This is a genomic window from Streptomyces sp. NPDC055103, from assembly GCF_053607625.1.
The window spans coordinates 15,216-32,015 of record NZ_JBSGTX010000063.1 but is presented as its reverse complement, the minus strand read 5'-3'; the positions used below and the strand labels follow the sequence as shown (position 1 = coordinate 32,015).

At 71.8% G+C, this 16,800-nt stretch carries 15 protein-coding genes and 1 riboswitch; of the genes, 4 read left to right on the top strand and 11 right to left on the bottom strand.

Annotation, left to right across the window (positions count from 1 at the left end):
• Positions 1 to 86 precede the first annotated feature (86 nt).
• The 10 genes from ACWFR1_RS31005 to ribD form a co-directional block, all read right to left on the bottom strand.
• Positions 87 to 1,139: a hemolysin family protein gene (locus ACWFR1_RS31005; protein WP_453557057.1), complete on the bottom strand. Its 1,053-nt coding sequence runs from the start codon at positions 1,137 to 1,139 to the stop codon at positions 87 to 89.
• On the bottom strand, positions 1,136 to 2,545 hold the full coding sequence (locus ACWFR1_RS31000; protein WP_453557055.1) for a hemolysin family protein: 1,410 nt from the start codon (positions 2,543 to 2,545) through the stop codon (positions 1,136 to 1,138). Before ACWFR1_RS31000 ends, ACWFR1_RS31005 begins: the two co-directional genes overlap by 4 nt.
• A 254-nt stretch (positions 2,546 to 2,799) precedes the next feature.
• The gene (locus ACWFR1_RS30995) at positions 2,800 to 3,252 is read right to left on the bottom strand and encodes a PH domain-containing protein (protein WP_453557053.1); all 453 of its coding nucleotides are present in this window, start codon (positions 3,250 to 3,252) and stop codon (positions 2,800 to 2,802) included.
• Positions 3,253 to 3,298: 46 nt separating this feature from the next.
• Positions 3,299 to 4,147 (bottom strand): ATP phosphoribosyltransferase, encoded by an 849-nt coding sequence (gene hisG / locus ACWFR1_RS30990; RefSeq protein ID WP_024760817.1) that lies wholly within the window; start codon positions 4,145 to 4,147, stop codon positions 3,299 to 3,301.
• Between the two features lie 82 nt (positions 4,148 to 4,229).
• Entirely contained in the window at positions 4,230 to 4,502 is a 273-nt protein-coding gene (locus tag ACWFR1_RS30985; RefSeq protein ID WP_030551960.1) for a phosphoribosyl-ATP diphosphatase, read from the bottom strand.
• Positions 4,503 to 4,536: 34 nt separating this feature from the next.
• Entirely contained in the window at positions 4,537 to 5,022 is a 486-nt protein-coding gene (gene ribH / locus ACWFR1_RS30980; RefSeq protein WP_024760819.1) for a 6,7-dimethyl-8-ribityllumazine synthase, read from the bottom strand.
• Between the two features lie 57 nt (positions 5,023 to 5,079).
• A complete protein-coding gene (locus tag ACWFR1_RS30975) occupies positions 5,080 to 6,357 on the bottom strand; it encodes a bifunctional 3,4-dihydroxy-2-butanone-4-phosphate synthase/GTP cyclohydrolase II (RefSeq protein ID WP_453557051.1) in 1,278 nt (425 codons plus the stop codon).
• The gene (locus ACWFR1_RS30970; protein ID WP_453557090.1) at positions 6,354 to 6,944 is read right to left on the bottom strand and encodes a nicotinamide mononucleotide transporter family protein; all 591 of its coding nucleotides are present in this window, start codon (positions 6,942 to 6,944) and stop codon (positions 6,354 to 6,356) included. The genes ACWFR1_RS30975 and ACWFR1_RS30970 overlap by 4 nt, the downstream gene beginning before the upstream one ends.
• Positions 6,945 to 6,988: 44 nt before the next feature.
• On the bottom strand, positions 6,989 to 7,597 hold the full coding sequence (locus ACWFR1_RS30965) for a riboflavin synthase (protein WP_453557049.1): 609 nt from the start codon (positions 7,595 to 7,597) through the stop codon (positions 6,989 to 6,991).
• 2 nt (positions 7,598 to 7,599) lie between these two features.
• Complete coding sequence (ribD, locus tag ACWFR1_RS30960; protein ID WP_453557047.1) at positions 7,600 to 8,673, bottom strand: bifunctional diaminohydroxyphosphoribosylaminopyrimidine deaminase/5-amino-6-(5-phosphoribosylamino)uracil reductase RibD; 1,074 nt, start codon at positions 8,671 to 8,673, stop codon at positions 7,600 to 7,602.
• A gap of 172 nt (positions 8,674 to 8,845) precedes the next feature.
• A riboswitch (FMN riboswitch) is annotated at positions 8,846 to 8,975 on the bottom strand.
• Between the two features lie 242 nt (positions 8,976 to 9,217).
• Between ribD and ACWFR1_RS30955 the strand changes: the two genes are divergently transcribed.
• Positions 9,218 to 11,602, top strand: coding sequence for a chitinase C-terminal domain-containing protein (locus tag ACWFR1_RS30955; protein WP_453557045.1), 2,385 nt, complete (start codon positions 9,218 to 9,220; stop codon positions 11,600 to 11,602).
• A 148-nt stretch (positions 11,603 to 11,750) separates the two neighbouring features.
• Here the strand turns inward: ACWFR1_RS30955 and ACWFR1_RS30950 are convergent, their stop codons facing one another.
• Positions 11,751 to 12,875, bottom strand: a complete 1,125-nt coding sequence (locus ACWFR1_RS30950) for an ROK family transcriptional regulator (protein ID WP_453557043.1) — start codon at positions 12,873 to 12,875, stop codon at positions 11,751 to 11,753.
• A gap of 117 nt (positions 12,876 to 12,992) precedes the next feature.
• Here ACWFR1_RS30950 and ACWFR1_RS30945 point away from each other — a divergent pair, with 117 nt between their 5' ends.
• The 3 genes from ACWFR1_RS30945 to ACWFR1_RS30935 all read left to right on the top strand — a co-directional run bounded on the left by ACWFR1_RS30945 (position 12,993) and on the right by ACWFR1_RS30935 (position 16,800).
• A complete protein-coding gene (locus tag ACWFR1_RS30945; protein WP_453557041.1) occupies positions 12,993 to 14,243 on the top strand; it encodes an MFS transporter in 1,251 nt (416 codons plus the stop codon).
• A gap of 280 nt (positions 14,244 to 14,523) precedes the next feature.
• Positions 14,524 to 15,924: a uracil-xanthine permease family protein gene (locus tag ACWFR1_RS30940; RefSeq protein ID WP_453557039.1), complete on the top strand. Its 1,401-nt coding sequence runs from the start codon at positions 14,524 to 14,526 to the stop codon at positions 15,922 to 15,924.
• Between the two features lie 72 nt (positions 15,925 to 15,996).
• Positions 15,997 to 16,800: a DUF5995 family protein gene (locus ACWFR1_RS30935; protein ID WP_453557037.1), complete on the top strand. Its 804-nt coding sequence runs from the start codon at positions 15,997 to 15,999 to the stop codon at positions 16,798 to 16,800.

Sequence of the window (16,800 nt, the reverse complement as noted above, 5' to 3'; positions counted from 1 at the left end):
GCCTGGCTTGCCCCGCTTCGCCGGTAAATGTCGATCGGGGCAATCTGGTGCAAGCCGGGCGGGATTTCAAGATCGTCAGTGCACTCCTAGGCCGTGGCCTGCGCGGGGGCCGGGTTCACGCGGTGGGCGGGGTCGCGGACCTCGCCCACCAGCATCTCCAGGACGTCCTCCAGGGCGACCAGGCCGAGGACCCGGCCCGAGCCGTCCGCGACCTGCGCCAGATGGGTGGCCGCGCGACGCATGACGGTGAGGGCGTCGTCGAGCGGCAGCTCGGCGCGGAGCGTCGCCATCGGCCGCCACAGCTGCTGCGGCACGGCCCGCTCCCGCTCCTCCAGGTCGAGGACGTCCTTCACGTGCACGAAGCCCATGAAGGTGCCGCGCGCCTCGGCGCGGACCGGGAAGCGGGAGTAGCCGGTCCGTACGGTCAGCTCCTCGATCTCGCGCGGGGTGACGGACGGCGGAACCGTCACGAGGGAGGCCGGCCCGATGAGGACGTCGGTCACCGGGCGGCTGCCCAGTTCGAGGGCGTCCTCCAGGCGCTCCTGCTCGCCGGGGTCGAGCAGTCCGGCCTGTCCGGCGTCCTCGACGAGCCGGCCGAGCTGCGTCCGGGTGAAGACGGCCTCCACCTCGTCCTTCGGCTCGACGCCGAAGGCCCGCAGGACGAGCCGGGAGCAGGCTCCCAGCGCGACCGTCACGGGCCGGCAGAGCCGGGCGAAGCCGACCAGGGCAGGGGCGAGCCGGAGAGCGGTGCGCTCGGGCGCGGCCATCGCCAGGTTCTTCGGGACCATCTCGCCGATGACGAGGTGGAGGAAGACCACCGCGGCGAGGGCGATGACATAGCCGAGCGGGTGGATCAGGCCCTCCGGGACCCCGACCGTGTGGAAGGCCGGCTCCAGGAGGTGGGCGACGGTCGGTTCGGCGACGGCTCCGAGGGTCAGCGAGCAGACGGTGATGCCGAACTGCGCGGCCGCCATCATCTGCGGCAGGTTCTCCAGACCGTGCAGGACCTTCTGCGCCCGGGCGCCGCCGAGCGGTTCGATCTGGCTGCGGCGGACGGAGACGAGCGCGAACTCGGCCCCGACGAAGAAGCCGTTGGCCAGGACCAGGACGAGGGCGAAGAGCAGCTGGAGGGTGCTCATCGGACGCCCTCCGCGACCAGCGGGGCGGCGACGGCGTCCGCCAAGGAGTCCACCACTGCCGGGTCGGCGTACGGCTCCGCTTCCGTACCCGGGCCCAGGTCCGTCCGTACGAGCCGGACGCGCTCCGCCCGGTAGCGGTCGACCTGGCGCACGGAGAGCCGCCAGCCGGGGAGCTCGGCGCGGTCACCGGGGGCGGGGATGCGCCCGAGGAGGTCGGCGACGAGCCCGGCCACGGTCTCGTACGGCCCGTCGGGCACGTCCAGGCCTATCCGGCGCAGGGTGTGGACCCGGCAGGAGCCGTCGGCCTCCCAGGCGGGCCGGCCGTCCTCGGCGGGGGCCGCGGCCAGCTCGGGGCGGCCGTCGGCGGGGGTGTCGTGCTCGTCGCGCACCTCGCCGACGAGCTCCTCGACGATGTCCTCCAGGGTGACGACGCCGGCCGTACCGCCGTACTCGTCGACGACCACCGCGATCGGCTGCTCCCGGCGCAGCCGCTCCAGCAGGGCCTGGGCGGGCAGCGACTCGGGGACGAGGAGCGGCGGGACCGCGATCCGGCCGACGCGGGTGCGCAGCCGGGCGTGCGGGGCGACGGCGAGCGCGTCCTTGAGGTGGACCATGCCGACGATCTCGTCGATGCGGTCGCGGTAGACCGGGAAGCGTGAGAGGCCGGTGGCGCGGGTGAGGTTGAGGACGTCGGCCGCGGTGGCGTCCCACTGGAGGGCGCTCACCTTCACGCGCGGGGTCATGACCTGCTCGGCGGTGAGGCCGCCGAGGGAGAGGGTCCGTACGAAGAGGTCGGCGGTGTCCTGTTCGAGCGCGCCGGCCAGGGCGGAGTGCCGGGCGAGCGAGACGAGCTCGCCGGGGGTGCGGACGGAGTCCAGCTCCTCGGTGGGCTCGACGCCCAGGAGCCGGACCAGCCGGTTGGCGACCCTGTTGAGCAGGGCGATCACCGGCCGGAAGAGAGCGGAGAAGCGGCGCTGCGGGGTGGCGACGAAGCGGGCCACCTGGAGCGGCCGGGAGACGGCCCAGTTCTTCGGCACGAGCTCGCCGACCACCATCTGGACGGCGGAGGCGAGCAGCATCCCGATCACCACCGAGACACCGGAGACGGCCCCTTCGGGCAGTCCGGTCGCGGTGAGCGGCCCGTGCAGCAGCCCGGCGAGCGCGGGCTGCGCGAGCATGCCGACGACGAGCGAGGTGAGCGTGATGCCGAGCTGGGTGCCGGAGAGCTGGAACGACAGCTCGCGCAGCGCGGTGACGACGGTGCGGGCGCGCCGGTCACCGGCGGCCGCGGCCCGCTCTGCCTCAGCCCGCTCGACGGTCACGAGACCGAACTCGGCGGCCACGAAGAAGCCGTTGGCGAGGATGAGGAGGAAGGCCGCGACGAGCAGCAGAAGAGAGATGATCATGCCGCCGCCTCCGGGGAGGGGGCGGCGCGGGTACTACCGGATGATCCGTCCATTGCTGGAGGGAGTCACTCCTCGGGTCGAAGGGCGGCCCCGCGGGCCGCCGCAGCGGCCCTGCACACGCGAGGCGGTGGTGCCGCTCGGCACCACCGCCTCCAGAGTAGCCACGCGACCGCCCCGCGTGGCAGGGGGTCGGACCCGGATGGGGGACGGATCCGGGTTCTCCCGCCCGGGATCCGTTCGTCGGGGTCCGGGTCTCAGACCCGCTCCGCCACGGTCCCGTGGCTGTCGGCCAGGGCCCGCAGCGCGCGGGCGTCCCGGATCGCCGCTTCCTTGGCGATGCCGGGCTGGATGCCGAGCGCGGGCAGGCTGGTGCCGTCGCTCAGGTCCAGGAAGACCCACGGGTCGCCGGGGCGGAGGTTGACCTTGAGGATCTCCGCCCAGGCGAGCCGCCGCGTCCGGGTGATGTTGACGACCGTGACGCCCTCGTCGTCGGCGACGACCTTGGGGCGGCTCAGCATGACGAGGACCCCGAAGAGCATCGCGGCGGTGAAGACGAAGCTGACCCGCTCCCCCGGTCCCAGTCGCTCCAGCATCAGCGCGACGGCGGTGATGACGACGAACATCACGGTCCCCACCGTCAGCAGGACGGCCCGGGTGCGCCCCGGACGGAAGGTGACCGGGAGGGCGGGCAGCGGTGACTGGGACATCGGGGGGTTCCTCCGTGCCTCGGGGGACGTACGGGCCGGGCCGTCGTCAGAGGCGGCAGGCGTGGATGGCGGTGGTGAGGATGGCGCGCGCGCCGATCTCGTACAGGTCGTCCATGATCCGCTGCGCCTCCTTGGCGGGGACCATCGCGCGGACGGCGACCCAGCCCTCGTTGTGCAGCGGGGAGACGGTCGGCGACTCGAGACCCGGGGTGAGGGCGACGGCCTGCTCCAGGTGCTCGGCGCGGCAGTCGTAGTCCATCATCACGTACGAGCGGGCGACCAGGACGCCCTGGAGGCGGCGCAGGAACTGCTGCACCTGCGGGTGGTCGTCCGAGGCGCCGTGGCGGCGGACGACGACGGCCTCGGAGGTGAGGATCGGCTCGCCGATGACCTCCAGGCCGGCGTTGCGCAGGCTGGTGCCGGTCTCCACGACGTCGGCGATGACCTGGGCGACACCGAGCTGGATGGCGGTCTCGACCGCGCCGTCGAGGTGGACGACGGAGGCGTCGATGCCCTGGTCGGCGAGGTGCTTGGCGACGATGCCCTCGTAGGAGGTCGCGATGGTCATGCCACCGAAGTCCTCCGGGCCGTTGGCCGTGCCCGGCCGGGTGGCGTAGCGGAAGGTGGAGCGGCCGAAGTTCAGCGCGAGGATCTCCTCGGCGCTGGCTCCGGAGTCCAGGAGCAGGTCACGGCCGGTGATGCCGATGTCCAGCTTGCCGGAGGCGACGTAGATCGCGATGTCCTTCGGCCGCAGGTAGAAGAACTCGACCTCGTTGTCGGGGTCGATGACGACGAGCTCCTTGGACTCCTTGCGCTGGCGGTAGCCGGCCTCATGGAGCATTGCCGACGCAGGTCCGGAGAGGGAACCCTTGTTGGGAACGGCGATGCGCAGCATGGGGTGAGCTTCCTTTGCCTGGGAGTGTTGGGGAGACCGAGACGTCGTGCTCAGGTCGTTCTCGGTGGGTCGTGCGTCGTGCTCAGAGGTGGGCGTAGACGTCGTCGAGCGAGATCCCGCGGGCGACCATCATCACCTGGACGTGGTAGAGCAGCTGCGAGATCTCCTCGGCGGCCGCTTCCTTGCCCTCGTACTCGGCGGCCATCCAGACCTCGGCGGCCTCCTCGACGACCTTCTTGCCGATGGCATGGACGCCCTTGTCCACCAGTTCCGCGGTGCGGGAGGTGGCCGGGTCGCCGGTCTCGGCCTTGAGCTTCAGCTCGGCGAAGAGCTCTTCGAAGGTTTTGTTCGCCATGATGGTCCTAGGGTACGGGGTGGGGATGTGCTACCTAGCGCCAGGGTTCGCTGACCGTGCGCAGCGTGGTGGCGGTGGCGACGGCGGCGGTGACCGCTTCGTGGCCCTTGTCCTCGGAGGATCCTTCGAGGCCGGCCCGGTCGAGGGCCTGCTCTTCGTTGTCGACGGTGAGGACGCCGAATCCGACGGGTACGCCGGTGTCGATCGAGACCTGGGTGAGGCCGTGGGTCACGCCCTGGCACACGTACTCGAAGTGCGGGGTTCCGCCACGGATGACGACTCCGAGCGCGACGATGGCATCGTAGCCGCGTCCGGCGAGGACCTTCGCCACGACGGGGAGCTCGAAGCTGCCGGGGACGCGCAGGAGGGTGGGCTCGTCGATGCCGAGCTCGCTCAGGGCGCGAAGGGCGCCGTCGACGAGGCCGTCCATGATCTTCTCGTGCCACTGGGCCGCGATGACCGCGACCCGGAGGTCGCCGCAGTTCTTCACGCTGAGGACGGGTGCGCCCTTGCCGCTCATGTCTCTCCTTGAACTGTGAATCGTGAATCGTGAATCGTGGACGTGCGAAAGGTGGGGCTACTGGTTGCCGCAGGTGGAGGCCGGGGAGCCGTCCAGCCAGGGCAGGTCGTGGCCCATGCGGTCCCGCTTGGTGCGCAGGTAGCGGAGGTTGTGCTCGCCGGCCTGGACGGGCATGGGCTCGCGGCCCTCGACCCGGAGGCCGTACCGGGTGAGTGCCTCGATCTTGTCGGGGTTGTTGGTCATCAGACGCAGACCGCGGACGCCGAGGTCGACGAGGATCTGGGCGCCGGCCGCGTAGTCGCGGGCGTCGGCGGGCAGCCCGAGCTCCAGGTTGGCGTCGAGGGTGTCGCGGCCCTGCTCCTGGAGCTCGTACGCGCGGAGCTTGGAGAGCAGGCCGATGCCGCGGCCCTCGTGGCCCCGGAGGTAGACGACGACGCCGCGGCCCTCCTCGGTGACGCGGTCCATGGAGGCCTGGAGCTGGGGTCCGCAGTCGCAGCGCAGCGAGTGGAAGATGTCGCCGGTCAGACACTCGGAGTGGACCCGCACGAGGAGGTCCTCGCCGTCGCCGATCTCGCCGTGGACGAGGGCGACGTGCTCGACGCCGTCGACGGTGGAGCGGTAGCCGTACGCGGTGAAGTCGCCGTGCGCGGTGGGGAGCTGGACCTCGGCCTCGCGGCGGACGGTCGGCTCTGCGGAGCGCCGGTAGGCGATCAGGTCCTCGATGGAGATGATCGTGAGGCCGTGCTTGCGGGCGAAGGGCACCAGCTCGGGCAGGCGCAGCATGACGCCGTCCTCACCGGCGATCTCGACGATCGCGCCGGCCGGGCGGAGGCCCGCGAGGCGGGCGAGGTCGACGGCGGCCTCGGTGTGGCCGTTGCGGGTGAGGACGCCGCCGGACTTGGCGCGCAGCGGGAAGACGTGGCCGGGGCGGACGAAGTCGGTGGGCTCGTGGCTGCCGCTCGCCAGCATGCGCAGGGTGGTGGCACGGTCGGCGGCGGAGATGCCGGTGGTGACGCCGTGCGCGGGGGACGCGTCGACGGAGACGGTGAAGGCCGTCCGCATCGACTCGGTGTTGTGCGCGACCATCTGCGGGAGCTGGAGGCGCTCCAGCTCCTCGTCCTCCATGGGGGCGCAGATCAGGCCGCGGCACTCGCTCATCATGAAGGCGACGATCTCGGGGGTCGCCTTCTCGGCGGCGATGACGAGGTCACCCTCGTTCTCGCGGTCCTCGTCGTCGACGACGACGACGGGGCGCCCGGCGGCGATGTCGCGGATGGCCTGCTCGACGGGGTCGAGGACGAGGTCGGTGGCGTCCCAGACGGGAAGGGCACTCATGCCGTGGCTCCTTCCAGAGCGGGGGCGGTGCGCGTCCGGAGCCACCAGTCGCGCATGCCCCAGATGACGAGGGCGAAGTAGATGACGTAGACCAGGCCGGAGAAGGCGAGGCCGCTGTTGAAGGCGAGGGGGACGCCGACGAGGTCGACGAGGAGCCAGGCGAACCAGAACTCGACGAGGCCGCGGGCCTGGGCGACCATCGCGACGAGCGTGCCGACGAAGATGTACGCGTCGGCCCACGGGCTCCAGGAGAGCGACGGGTAGAGCGTGAAGAGCCCGCCGACGGCGAGGGTGCCGACGACCGCGCCCGCGAGGAGGACGCCCCGCTCCTTCCAGGTGGCGAAGCGGACGGCGATGGAGCCGTCCTGGGCCTGCTGCCGCCCGCGGTTCCACTGCCACCAGCCCCAGGCGGCGACGCCGATGACGAGGAGCTGCTTGCCGACGCCGCCGGAGAGGTGGGCGGAGGCGTAGGCGCCGACGAGGATCAGGCCGGAGAGCAGCTGGGCGGGCCAGGTGAGTATGGAGCGCCGCCAGCCGAGGGCGAGGGCGATCAGACCGATCGTGTTGCCGATCATGTCGGACCACATGATGTGCTGGTCGAGGACGGTGAACGCCTCGGAGTTGAGCCAGTTCACTTGCCGTTCTCCAGGGCGTTCGGGCCGAGCAGCCGCTCGACGTACTTGGCGATGACATCGACCTCGAGGTTGACCGGGTCGCCGCTCTGCTTGAGGCCGAGCGTGGTCAGGGCGAGGGTGGTGGGGATGAGGCTGATGGTGAACCAGTCGTCGGCGACCTCGACGACGGTGAGGCTGACGCCGTCGACCGTGATCGAGCCCTTCTCGACGACGTAGCGCGAGAGGTGGGCGGGGAGGCCGACCTTGACGAGCTCCCAGTGCTCGGAGGGGGTCCGGTCGAGGATCGTGCCCGTGCCGTCGACGTGGCCCTGGACGATGTGGCCGCCGAGGCGGTCGCCCACGGCCATGGGCCGCTCCAGGTTGACCCGGGAGCCGGCTTCGAGGGCGCCGAGGCTGGACCGCTTGAGGGTCTCGGCCATGACGTCGGCGGTGAACTCTCCGTCGCCGAACTCGACGACCGTGAGACAGACACCGTTGACGGCGATGGAGTCGCCGTGCTGGGCGCCTTCCGTGACCAGGGGGCCGCGCAGTCGGAAGCGGGAGGCGTCCTCCAGCTGCTCGACGGCGACGACCTCGCCCAGTTCTTCGACGATTCCGGTGAACACGGTCAGCGCTCCTTGGGGGTGGCGGTGATGCGGAGGTCGGGGCCGATGCGGACGGTCTCGGTGATGTCGAGGCGCAACGCTTCGGTGATGGTGCTGATTCCTGCGTCGGCGAGGGCCTGGGGGCCGGCGCCGAGGAGGACCGGGGCGAGGTAGCCGACGACCTGGTCGACGGCGCCCGCGGCGACGAAGGCGCCCGCGAGGGTGGGGCCGCCTTCGAGGAGGACGGAGCGGACGCCGCGCTCGTGCAGGGCGTCCAGGAGGGCGGGCACGGACAGGCCGCGCTCGGCCCTGGGGAGGCGTACGACGTCGGGCAGGCCGGATTCGGCATCCTCGGCGATCGCGATCAGGGTGGGGGCCGCGCCGTCGAGGACGCGGGCGCCGGGCTTGACGGCGGTCGCCTCGGTGTCGACGACGACCCGGAGCGGCTGTACGGCGTTTTCGATGCCGCGTACGGCCAGATGGGGGTCGTCGGCGCGGGCGGTGCCGGAGCCGACGACGACGGCGTCGGATTCGGCGCGGAGCCGGTGGACGTCGGCGCGGGACTCGGCGGAGGTGATCCAGCGGGAGGTGCCGTCGGCGGCGGCGATGCGGCCGTCGAGGGTGGCGGCGTACTTCCACCGGACGAAGGGCCGCCCGTGGCGTACGGAGGTGAGCCAGGCGATGTTGACCACCTCGGCCTCGGCCTCCAGGAGGCCGCCGGTGACCTCGACGCCCGCGGCGCGCAGGGTGTCGGCACCGCCGGTGGCCTGCGGGTTCGGGTCGCCGACCGCGTACACGACCCGGCTGATGCCGGCCTCGATCAGGGCCTGCGCGCAGGGGCCGGTGCGGCCGGTGTGGTTGCAGGGTTCGAGGGTGACGTAGGCGGTGCCGCCGCGGGCCAGGACGCCGGCCTCGCGCAGGGCGTGGACCTCGGCGTGGGGGCCGCCGGCGCGCTGGTGCCAGCCCTCGCCGACGGGGTGTCCGGAGGCGTCGGTGATGACGCAGCCGACGACGGGGTTGGGGCTGGTGGCGCCGAGTCCGCGTGCGGCGAGCTCGACGGCTCGGTGCATGGCGGTGATGTCGGCCTGCTGGGCCACCGGGTCCTCCTGCCTCTTCGGGCACGGACTCCGGGGCTGTCGATGTCGACAGAGAGCGGGAAAGACGCCTCGCGCAGGGTGCGCCGAGGCCGGGTCCAGCGGGTACGCCGATCGGTTCCGACACGGCGACCAGCGGACGTACGGCTGACACACCCCTGACAGGGGTCGCCCGCCGCGCACTGCCTCCCATCCGGACTTTCACCGTCGGTCCAGGAGTTTCACCTGGTCAACCGGCCGCTGGCTGCGGACGGGTCGCGGACTATACCGCCGGTTCGGAATTACACCGACCCCGGAGTGCGCTGCTGCTGATACAGGGCCAGTGTGCCACGGCCGGTGACCGGCCATACCGGCGAGGCCCTGTGGGCTGGCTCACACGGATCCCTGAGCACCTTCTATGGTCCAGACCTATTGACGCACTGGTCTAGTCCTCTTAATCTCCGTGTCACCTCCGAGGTAACCGGCTCGACGGAGTGCGCACTCCCCGGCCCAACACGACCCACCCCCTTGTTCGTTGTGTTTGTCCACTCCCCCAGGAGGACCGATCGTGTTGTCCCCCACCACGAGGCGAGCGTCACTGCTCGCTTCCGGCGCGGCCGTCGCCGGTCTGCTGCTCAGCTCGCTCGCCGGCGGCGTCTCGTACGCGGCCGACAACGAGAGCTGTCGCCCCGACGGGCTGTACAAGACCCCGGGCGTCGACGTCCCGTACTGCTCGGTCTACGACACCGAGGGTCGCGAGAAGATGGGCGCGGACCACCAGCGCCGGGTCATCGGCTACTTCACCGGCTGGCGCACCGGCAAGAACGGCGAGCCCGCGTACCTCGCCAAGGACATCCCGTGGGAGAAGATCACCCACATCAACTACGCCTTCGGTCACATCGGGAGCGACAACAAGCTCTCCGTGGGCACGGACGGTCCGGACAACGCCGCCACCGGGATGACCTGGCCCGGTGTCGCCGGTGCCGAGATGGACCCCGCCTACGCGTACAAGGGCCACTTCAACCTGCTCAACAAGTTCAAGAAGCAGCACCCGGACGTCAAGACGCTGATCTCGGTCGGCGGCTGGGCGGAGACCGGCGGATACTTCGCGGACAACGGCGACCGGATCAACTCCGGCGGCTTCTACTCGATGGCCACCAACGCCGACGGTTCGGTCAACCAGGCCGGGATCGACACCTTCGCGACCTCGGCCGTCGACTTCATCCGGAAGTACGGGTTCAACGGCGTCGACATCGACTACGAGTACCCGACCACGATGAAGGACGCGGGCAACCCGCTCGACTGGCAGCTCGCGAACGCGCGCCGCGCCGGACTCGTGCAGGGCTACGCGGCCCTCATGAAGTCCCTGCGCGAGAAGCTGGACACGGCCGGCGCCTCGGACGGCAAGCACTACCTGCTGACCGTCGCCGCCCCCTCCTCCGGCTACCTGCTGCGCGGCATGGAGACGTTCCAGATGCAGAAGTACCTGGACTACGTCAACATCATGTCCTACGACCTGCACGGTGCCTGGAACGAGTACGTCGGCCCCAACGCCTCGCTCTTCGACGACGGCAAGGACGGCGAGCTCGCCGCCGCCAACGTCTACGGCTCGTCGCAGTACGGCGGCATCGGCTACCTCAACACCGACTGGGCGTACCACTACTTCCGCGGCTCGATGCCGGCCGGCCGCATCAACATCGGCCTGCCCTACTACACCCGCGGCCACAAGAACGTCCAGGGCGGTACCGACGGCCTGTGGGGCAAGGCCTCCGCGACGACCTGCCCGGCCGGCGCCGGTCTGACCAAGTGCGGTGACGGCGCCACGGGCATCGACAACCTGTGGCACGACAAGGACACCAACGGTGTCGAGTCGCCGGCGGGCTCCAACCCGATGTGGCACGCGAAGAACCTGGAGAAGGGGATCGTCGGCGACTACGTCACGCAGTACGGCTTCCCCGCGAGCACCGCGCTGACCGGCACCTACGCCCGCAAGTACGACTCGACCCTGGTCGCGCCGTGGCTGTGGAACGCGCAGAAGAAGGTCTTCCTCTCCACCGAGGACGAGCAGTCCGTGGCCGCCAAGGCCGACTACGTGGTCGACCGCGGCATCGGCGGCACCATGGTCTGGGAGATGGCCGGCGACTACGGCTGGAACGCCGCCAAGGGCCAGTACGAGATGGGCTCCACGCTCACCTCGCTGATGTACGACAAGTTCAAGGCGGCCACCCCGTACGGCGCGAAGAAGTCCAACAAGGCGCTGCCGACCCAGGCCGTGAAGGTCGACGCGCAGTTCACCGAGTTCAAGCTGGGCGACTCGAACTACCCGATCACGCCGAAGATCAAGATCACCAACAACACGGCGACGGCCCTGCCGGGCGGCACGGAGTTCCAGTTCGACTACGGCACCTCGGCGCCGGGCAACGCCTCCGACCAGTCGGGCTTCGGTACGAAGGTCATCAGCAGCGACCACACGGGCGGCAACGTGGGCGGGCTGAAGGGCGACTTCCATCGCGTCTCCCTGAAGCTCCCGGCCTGGCAGTCGCTGGCCCCGGGCGCCTCGGTCGACCTCGCGTTCAACTACTACCTGCCGGTGTCCACCCCCTCCAACTGGACGGTGAACATCAACGGCACGGCGTACGCCCTCGCCGGCGACCTGGCGCGCGGGACGACGGTCGTCGAGCCCGGCTCCACCACGCCGCCCACGACGCCGCCGACCACCCCGCCCACCACGGACCCCACGACCCCGCCGACCACCACCCCGCCCACCACGCCTCCGACGACGCCGCCCACCACGGGCTGCACCGTCCCGGCGTACGTGGCCGGCACGGTCTACAACGCGGGCAACGAGGTCTCGCACAAGGGCAGCAAGTGGAAGGCCCAGTGGTGGACGCAGAACGAGGAGCCGGGCACGACCGGCGAGTGGGGCGTCTGGAAGAACCTCGGCGCCTGCTGACGACCGACTGACGCACCCACCGAAAGACCCCCGGCGGCGGATTCCTACGGCCCTTGGCCGCCGCCGGGCTCCCACCGCGCCGCGCTCCCCTGTCCGGGGCGCGGCGCGAGCGCGTTCGCCGGGGTTTTCACGGGGTGCTTGCGGGGCCCTACGGAAACAGCTCGTCCTGGGCCGCGTCCCTGGCGAGGAGGAGAGCGCCCCGGAGGACCGCCGCGTCCCCGAGGGCGGTGGGGCGGACCGCCGCACGCAGCGGGGAGAGTACCGCGACCTCGGCCTCCACGCGGGCCGCGAGCTCCGCGCCGCCCTGGTGGCCGGTCTCGCCGCCGAGGACGACACAGCCGGGGTCGAGGACGGAGGCCACCGCCGCCGTGCCGACGGCCAGGCGGCGGGCGAGGGCGTCGAGGAAGGGCCCGTGGCCGGAGCTCAGCGCGGTCTCCGGGTCGAGGCCGTGCTGGACGGCCAGGGCCTCGACCGCGGCCGCGCAGGCCAGCTCGTGGAAACCGCCGTCGCAACCGGTGGCCGAGGGGAGCCCGGCGGTGCCGGGCACGGGCAGGAAGCCGATCTCGCCGGCGCCGCCCGAGGCCCCTCGGCGCAGCTTGCCGCCGAGGACGACGGCGGCGCCGACACCCTGGCCGAGCCAGAGCAGCACGAAGTCGTCGCGGTCACGGGCGGCGCCCTCGCGGAGCTCGGCGACGGCGGCGAGGTTGGTCTCGTTCTCGACGAGGACCCGGGCGGGCAGCCGCTCCTGGAGGACCGCGACGAGACGGCGGTGCCAGGCGGGCAGTTTGGCGGAGTCGCGGAGCTCCCCAGTGGCCGGGTCGATGAGCCCGGGCGCGCCGACGGCGACGGTGTGCAGCCGGTCGACGCCCGCCTCCTTCGCGGTGCGCTCCAGGAGCGTGACCGCCTTCTCCACGGCGGGGCCCGTGCCGCCGTCGTCGCCGACGGGCACGGAGGCCTCGGCGAGGGTGGTGCCGAGCAGGTCGGAGACGGTGACGGAGACGGAGCGGGTGCGGACGTCGAGCGCGGCGAGGTGCGCGCGGTCGGCGACGATCCCGTACAGCTTGGCGTTGGGGCCGCGGCGCTCCGCCCCTGACTCCCCGACGACATGGACGAGCCCGGACTCGCTGAGGCGTTCGACGAGGTCGGCGACGGTCGGGCGGGAGAGTCCGGTGAGCGTCTTGAGCTGAGTGGCCGTCAACGGGCCCTCGTCCTGGAGCAGTCGCAGGGCGAGCCGGTCGTTGATGGCCCGTGCGGTGCTCGGGGATGCGGCCATGCGGCGATCCTCTCAGACTCGATTCGGGTGCGGACTCCCGCGCGGACTCCCCTGCGGACTATTTATCAGGCAGGGTCCCTGATAGTTTACCGCCACACCACGACACAGGGAGGGCACATGGCGGCGGAGACCGTCTTCAGCACCGGGCGTCTGCGGCGGGCACGCTTCGCCGTCGCCGCGGTCTTCTGCGTCCATGGCGCGGTGACCGGCAGCTTCGCGACCCGTATCCCGTGGATCCAGGAGCACGCGGGCGTCAGTGCCGGACAGCTCGGGCTCGCGCTCGCCTTCCCCGCGCTCGGCGCCTCCCTCGCGATGCCGCTGGCCGGGGCCATCAGCCATCGCTTCGGCGCCCGCACGGCCCTGCGCGGCCTGCTCGCCCTGTGGACGCTCGCCCTGACGCTTCCCTCGCTCGCCCCGAACATCTGGGGCCTCTGCGCCGTGCTCTTCGTGTACGGCGCGACCGCCGGCATGTCCGACGTGGCGATGAACGCGCTGGGCGTCGAGACCGAGAACCGGCTCGGCAAGTCCATCATGTCGAGCCTCCACGGCATGTGGAGCGCGGGCGCGCTGCTCGGCTCGGCCGCCGGCACGGTCGCCGCCCACCTCGGCGGCGACGCCCGCATCCACCACCTGATCGCGGCCCTGGTCCTGACCGCCCTCGGGCTGCTGTTCTGCCAGGGCGTGCTGGACGTGCACAGCACCCCGGACGCGGAGGCGCCGCCGCGCTTCTCGCTGCCGCCGAAGTCGGCGCTGATCATCGGCGCGGTCGGCTTCTGCGCGGTGTTCGCCGAGGGCGCCAGCCTCGACTGGTCGGCCGTCTACCTCCGGGACGAGCTGGGCAGCTCCGCAGGGCTCGCGGCCGCCTCCACCACCGCCTTCGCGCTGACGATGACCATCGCGCGGCTCGCCGGCGACCGGGTCGTGGACCGCTTCGGAGCCGTCCGTACGGTACGGGTCGGTGGCACCGTCGCCACCCTCGGCGGGGTGCTCGTCGTCCTCGCGCCGCACGCCGCCGTCGCGATGGCCGGATTCGGTCTGATCGGGCTCGGAGTCGCGGTCGTGGTCCCGCTCGCCTTCGCGGCGGCCGGGCGCAGCGGCCCGAACCCCAGCCAGGCCATCGCGGGCGTCGCCACCATCACGTACACCTCGGGGCTCATCGCCCCCTCGGCGATCGGCGGCATCGCCGACGCGACCTCCCTGGTCCTCTCCTTCGGCCTGGTCACACTGCTCGCCCTGGGCCTCGTCGTCGGCGCGGGCGTGCTCAGGCCCGGCGATCGGAAGGCGACTCCGACGACAACGCCGGACGGGACTCCGGCGCCGGCGCCCGACGGGGCTCCGGCGAAGGCCTCCGGCCCGGTCGGGGGCTGACCTCCGATGCGGTCGGGGCTGATCTCCGGACCGGTCGGGGCTGACCTCCGGCACGGTCAAGGCTGACCTCCGGACCGGTCGGTGGCTTACCTCCGGACGGGTCGGGGGCTTACCTCCGGACCGGTCGGGGGCTTACCTCCGGACCGGTCGGGGGCTTACCTCCGGACCGGTCGGGGGCCCGGCCTCCGACGCGTGTCGCGGCCGGCCACGGCGCATACCATGTGGCTGATCTTTTGCGGTCACGACGCGGCCGCCGGAACCTCGGAACGGGAGCGACCTCATGAACCTCGGCGTGCGCTGGACCCTGCACGGCGACGGGAGAACACCCGCCCCCGGGGCCGTCGTCCGGCCGGACGAGCGGCTCTCCTGGCCCCGCACCGTCGGACTCGGCGCCCAGCACGTCGTCGCCATGTTCGGGGCGTCCTTCGTCGCCCCAGTCCTCATGGGTCTCGACCCGAACCTCGCGATCATGATGTCCGGTGTCGCGACCGCGATCTTCCTCCTCTCGACCCGCGGCACCGTCCCCTCCTACCTGGGCTGCTCGCTCTCCTTCGTCGGCGTCGCCGCCGCGATCCGGGCCTCGGGCGGCACGAGCGCGACCGTGACCGGAGCGGTCCTCGTCGTCGGCGCGGTGCTCTTCCTCGCCGGTCTGGCGGTACGGAGGTTCGGCGCGCGGATCATCCACGCGGCGATGCCCCCGATCGTGACCGGCGCCGTCGTCATGCTGATCGGCTTCAACCTGGCCCCGGTCACCGCGTCGACGTACTGGCCACAGGACCAGTGGACGGCGCTGCTCGTGATGCTGTTCACGGGTCTGGCCGTGGTCTGCCTGCGCGGCTTCTGGTCGCGGATCGCGATCTTCCTCGGCCTGGTCTTCGGCTACGCCCTCTCCTGGGTCCTCGACCTCGTCTTCGGCAAGATCCACTCGATGTCCCCGAGCGGCCAGATCACCGACCACTGGCGGCTCGACCTCTCCGGCGTCTCCAAGGCCGACTGGATCGGTCTGCCCTCCTTCCACGGCCCGACCTTCGAGTGGTCCGCGATCCTGGTCGCGCTGCCCGTCGTCATCGCCCTGATCGCCGAGAACGCCGGTCACGTCAAGGCCGTCGGCGAGATGACCGGTGACAACCTCGACGACCGGCTCGGCACCGCGATCGCCGCCGACGGTGCCGCCTCGGTGCTGTCGACGGCCGTGGGCGGCCCGCCGAACACCACGTACTCCGAGAACATCGGCGTCATGGCCGCCACCCGGGTCTACTCCACCGCCGCCTACTGGGCCGCGGCCGGCTTCGCGCTCCTCTTCGGTCTCTGCCCCAAGTTCGGCGCGATCGTCGCCGCCATCCCGGGCGGGGTCCTCGGCGGCATCACCGTGATCCTCTACGGCATGATCGGCCTGCTCGGCGCCCAGATCTGGATCAACGCCAAGGTCGACCTGCGCAACCCGCTCAACCTGGTCCCGGCCGCCGCCGGCGTCATCATCGGCGTCGGCGGTGTGAAGCTCACCTTCACCGACACCTTCGAGCTCGGCGGAATCGCGCTCGGCACGATCGTCGTCATCACCGGCTACCACGTGCTGCGGGCCTTCGCCCCGGCCCACCTCAAGGAGCAGGAGCCCCTCCTGGACTCCGGCACCAGCTCGTACGAGAGCACGTCGGACGAGGAGCCGGCGCCGAAGAACTGAGTGATTCGCCCGTTCTGGGGAAGCCGGGCGCAGGGAGTTCCCTCGCGGCCCGGCGCCTGGAAACCTGCCCCCATGGCGCAGACCCAGCAGATCGGGCAGGACAGCGGTCATGACATCGGCCGGGACACGAGACAGGACATCGGCCCGGACGTCCGCCAGGACATCGACCCGGGCGTCCGGCGGGACATCGGCCGGGACATCGGGCCGTTCCTGGCGGTCGACCCCGTGGTGGACCGGATGCGGACGCTCCGCTCCACCTGGCACCCGGCCGACGGCGTCGCCGTCTTCAACCGGGTCTATCTGACGGTCACCGAGGAGATCGGCCACGCCATCGAGGCGGGCACCTTCGCCGACCGCAGGGCCGCAGCCACCCTCGACGTGCGCTTCGCCGAGCGTTACCTCGCGGCGGTCGACACCGTCGCGACCGGCGGCCCGGCGCCCGCCTGCTGGCGGCCGCTCTTCCACTACCGGCGCCATCCCGGCGTACGTCCGCTGCAGTTCGCGCTCGCCGGGATCAACGCCCACGTCGGCCACGACCTGGCACTCGCCGTGGTCGACACGTGCCGCATCCTGGACTGCGCGCCCGCCGACCTGGAGGACGAGTTCCACCGGGTCGGCGACATCCTCCTCCTCCTGGAGGAGCGCATCAGGGAGGAACTGATGCCGGGCCCGGACCTCCTGGAGATCGCGGACCCGCTGACGCATCTGCTCGGCTGCTGGAGCCTGGACCGGGCCCGCGACGGGGCCTGGCTGGCCGCCCGCTCGCTGTGGCAGCTGCGCGGGCTGCCGGAGCTGGCCGGGGAGTTCACGGAACGCCTCGACCGGTCGGTCGGCCTGGTGGGGCGGATGCTGCTCACGCCGCTCACCAGGCCGTGA

Bases quoted from the DNA above. Each gene is read 5' to 3' on its own strand.
- ACWFR1_RS31005 (WP_453557057.1), bottom strand. From the start codon at position 1,139: ATGAGCACCCTCCAGCTGCTCTTCGCCCTCGTCCTGGTCCTGGCCAAC.
- ACWFR1_RS31000 (WP_453557055.1), bottom strand. From the start codon at position 2,545: ATGATCATCTCTCTTCTGCTGCTCGTCGCGGCCTTCCTCCTCATCCTC.
- ACWFR1_RS30995 (WP_453557053.1), bottom strand. From the start codon at position 3,252: ATGTCCCAGTCACCGCTGCCCGCCCTCCCGGTCACCTTCCGTCCGGGG.
- hisG (WP_024760817.1), bottom strand. From the start codon at position 4,147: ATGCTGCGCATCGCCGTTCCCAACAAGGGTTCCCTCTCCGGACCTGCG.
- ACWFR1_RS30985 (WP_030551960.1), bottom strand. From the start codon at position 4,502: ATGGCGAACAAAACCTTCGAAGAGCTCTTCGCCGAGCTGAAGCTCAAG.
- ribH (WP_024760819.1), bottom strand. From the start codon at position 5,022: ATGAGCGGCAAGGGCGCACCCGTCCTCAGCGTGAAGAACTGCGGCGAC.
- ACWFR1_RS30975 (WP_453557051.1), bottom strand. From the start codon at position 6,357: ATGAGTGCCCTTCCCGTCTGGGACGCCACCGACCTCGTCCTCGACCCC.
- ACWFR1_RS30970 (WP_453557090.1), bottom strand. From the start codon at position 6,944: ATGTGGTCCGACATGATCGGCAACACGATCGGTCTGATCGCCCTCGCC.
- ACWFR1_RS30950 (WP_453557043.1), bottom strand. From the start codon at position 12,875: ATGGCCGCATCCCCGAGCACCGCACGGGCCATCAACGACCGGCTCGCC.
- ACWFR1_RS30945 (WP_453557041.1), top strand. From the start codon at position 12,993: ATGGCGGCGGAGACCGTCTTCAGCACCGGGCGTCTGCGGCGGGCACGC.
- ACWFR1_RS30940 (WP_453557039.1), top strand. From the start codon at position 14,524: ATGAACCTCGGCGTGCGCTGGACCCTGCACGGCGACGGGAGAACACCC.
- ACWFR1_RS30935 (WP_453557037.1), top strand. From the start codon at position 15,997: ATGGCGCAGACCCAGCAGATCGGGCAGGACAGCGGTCATGACATCGGC.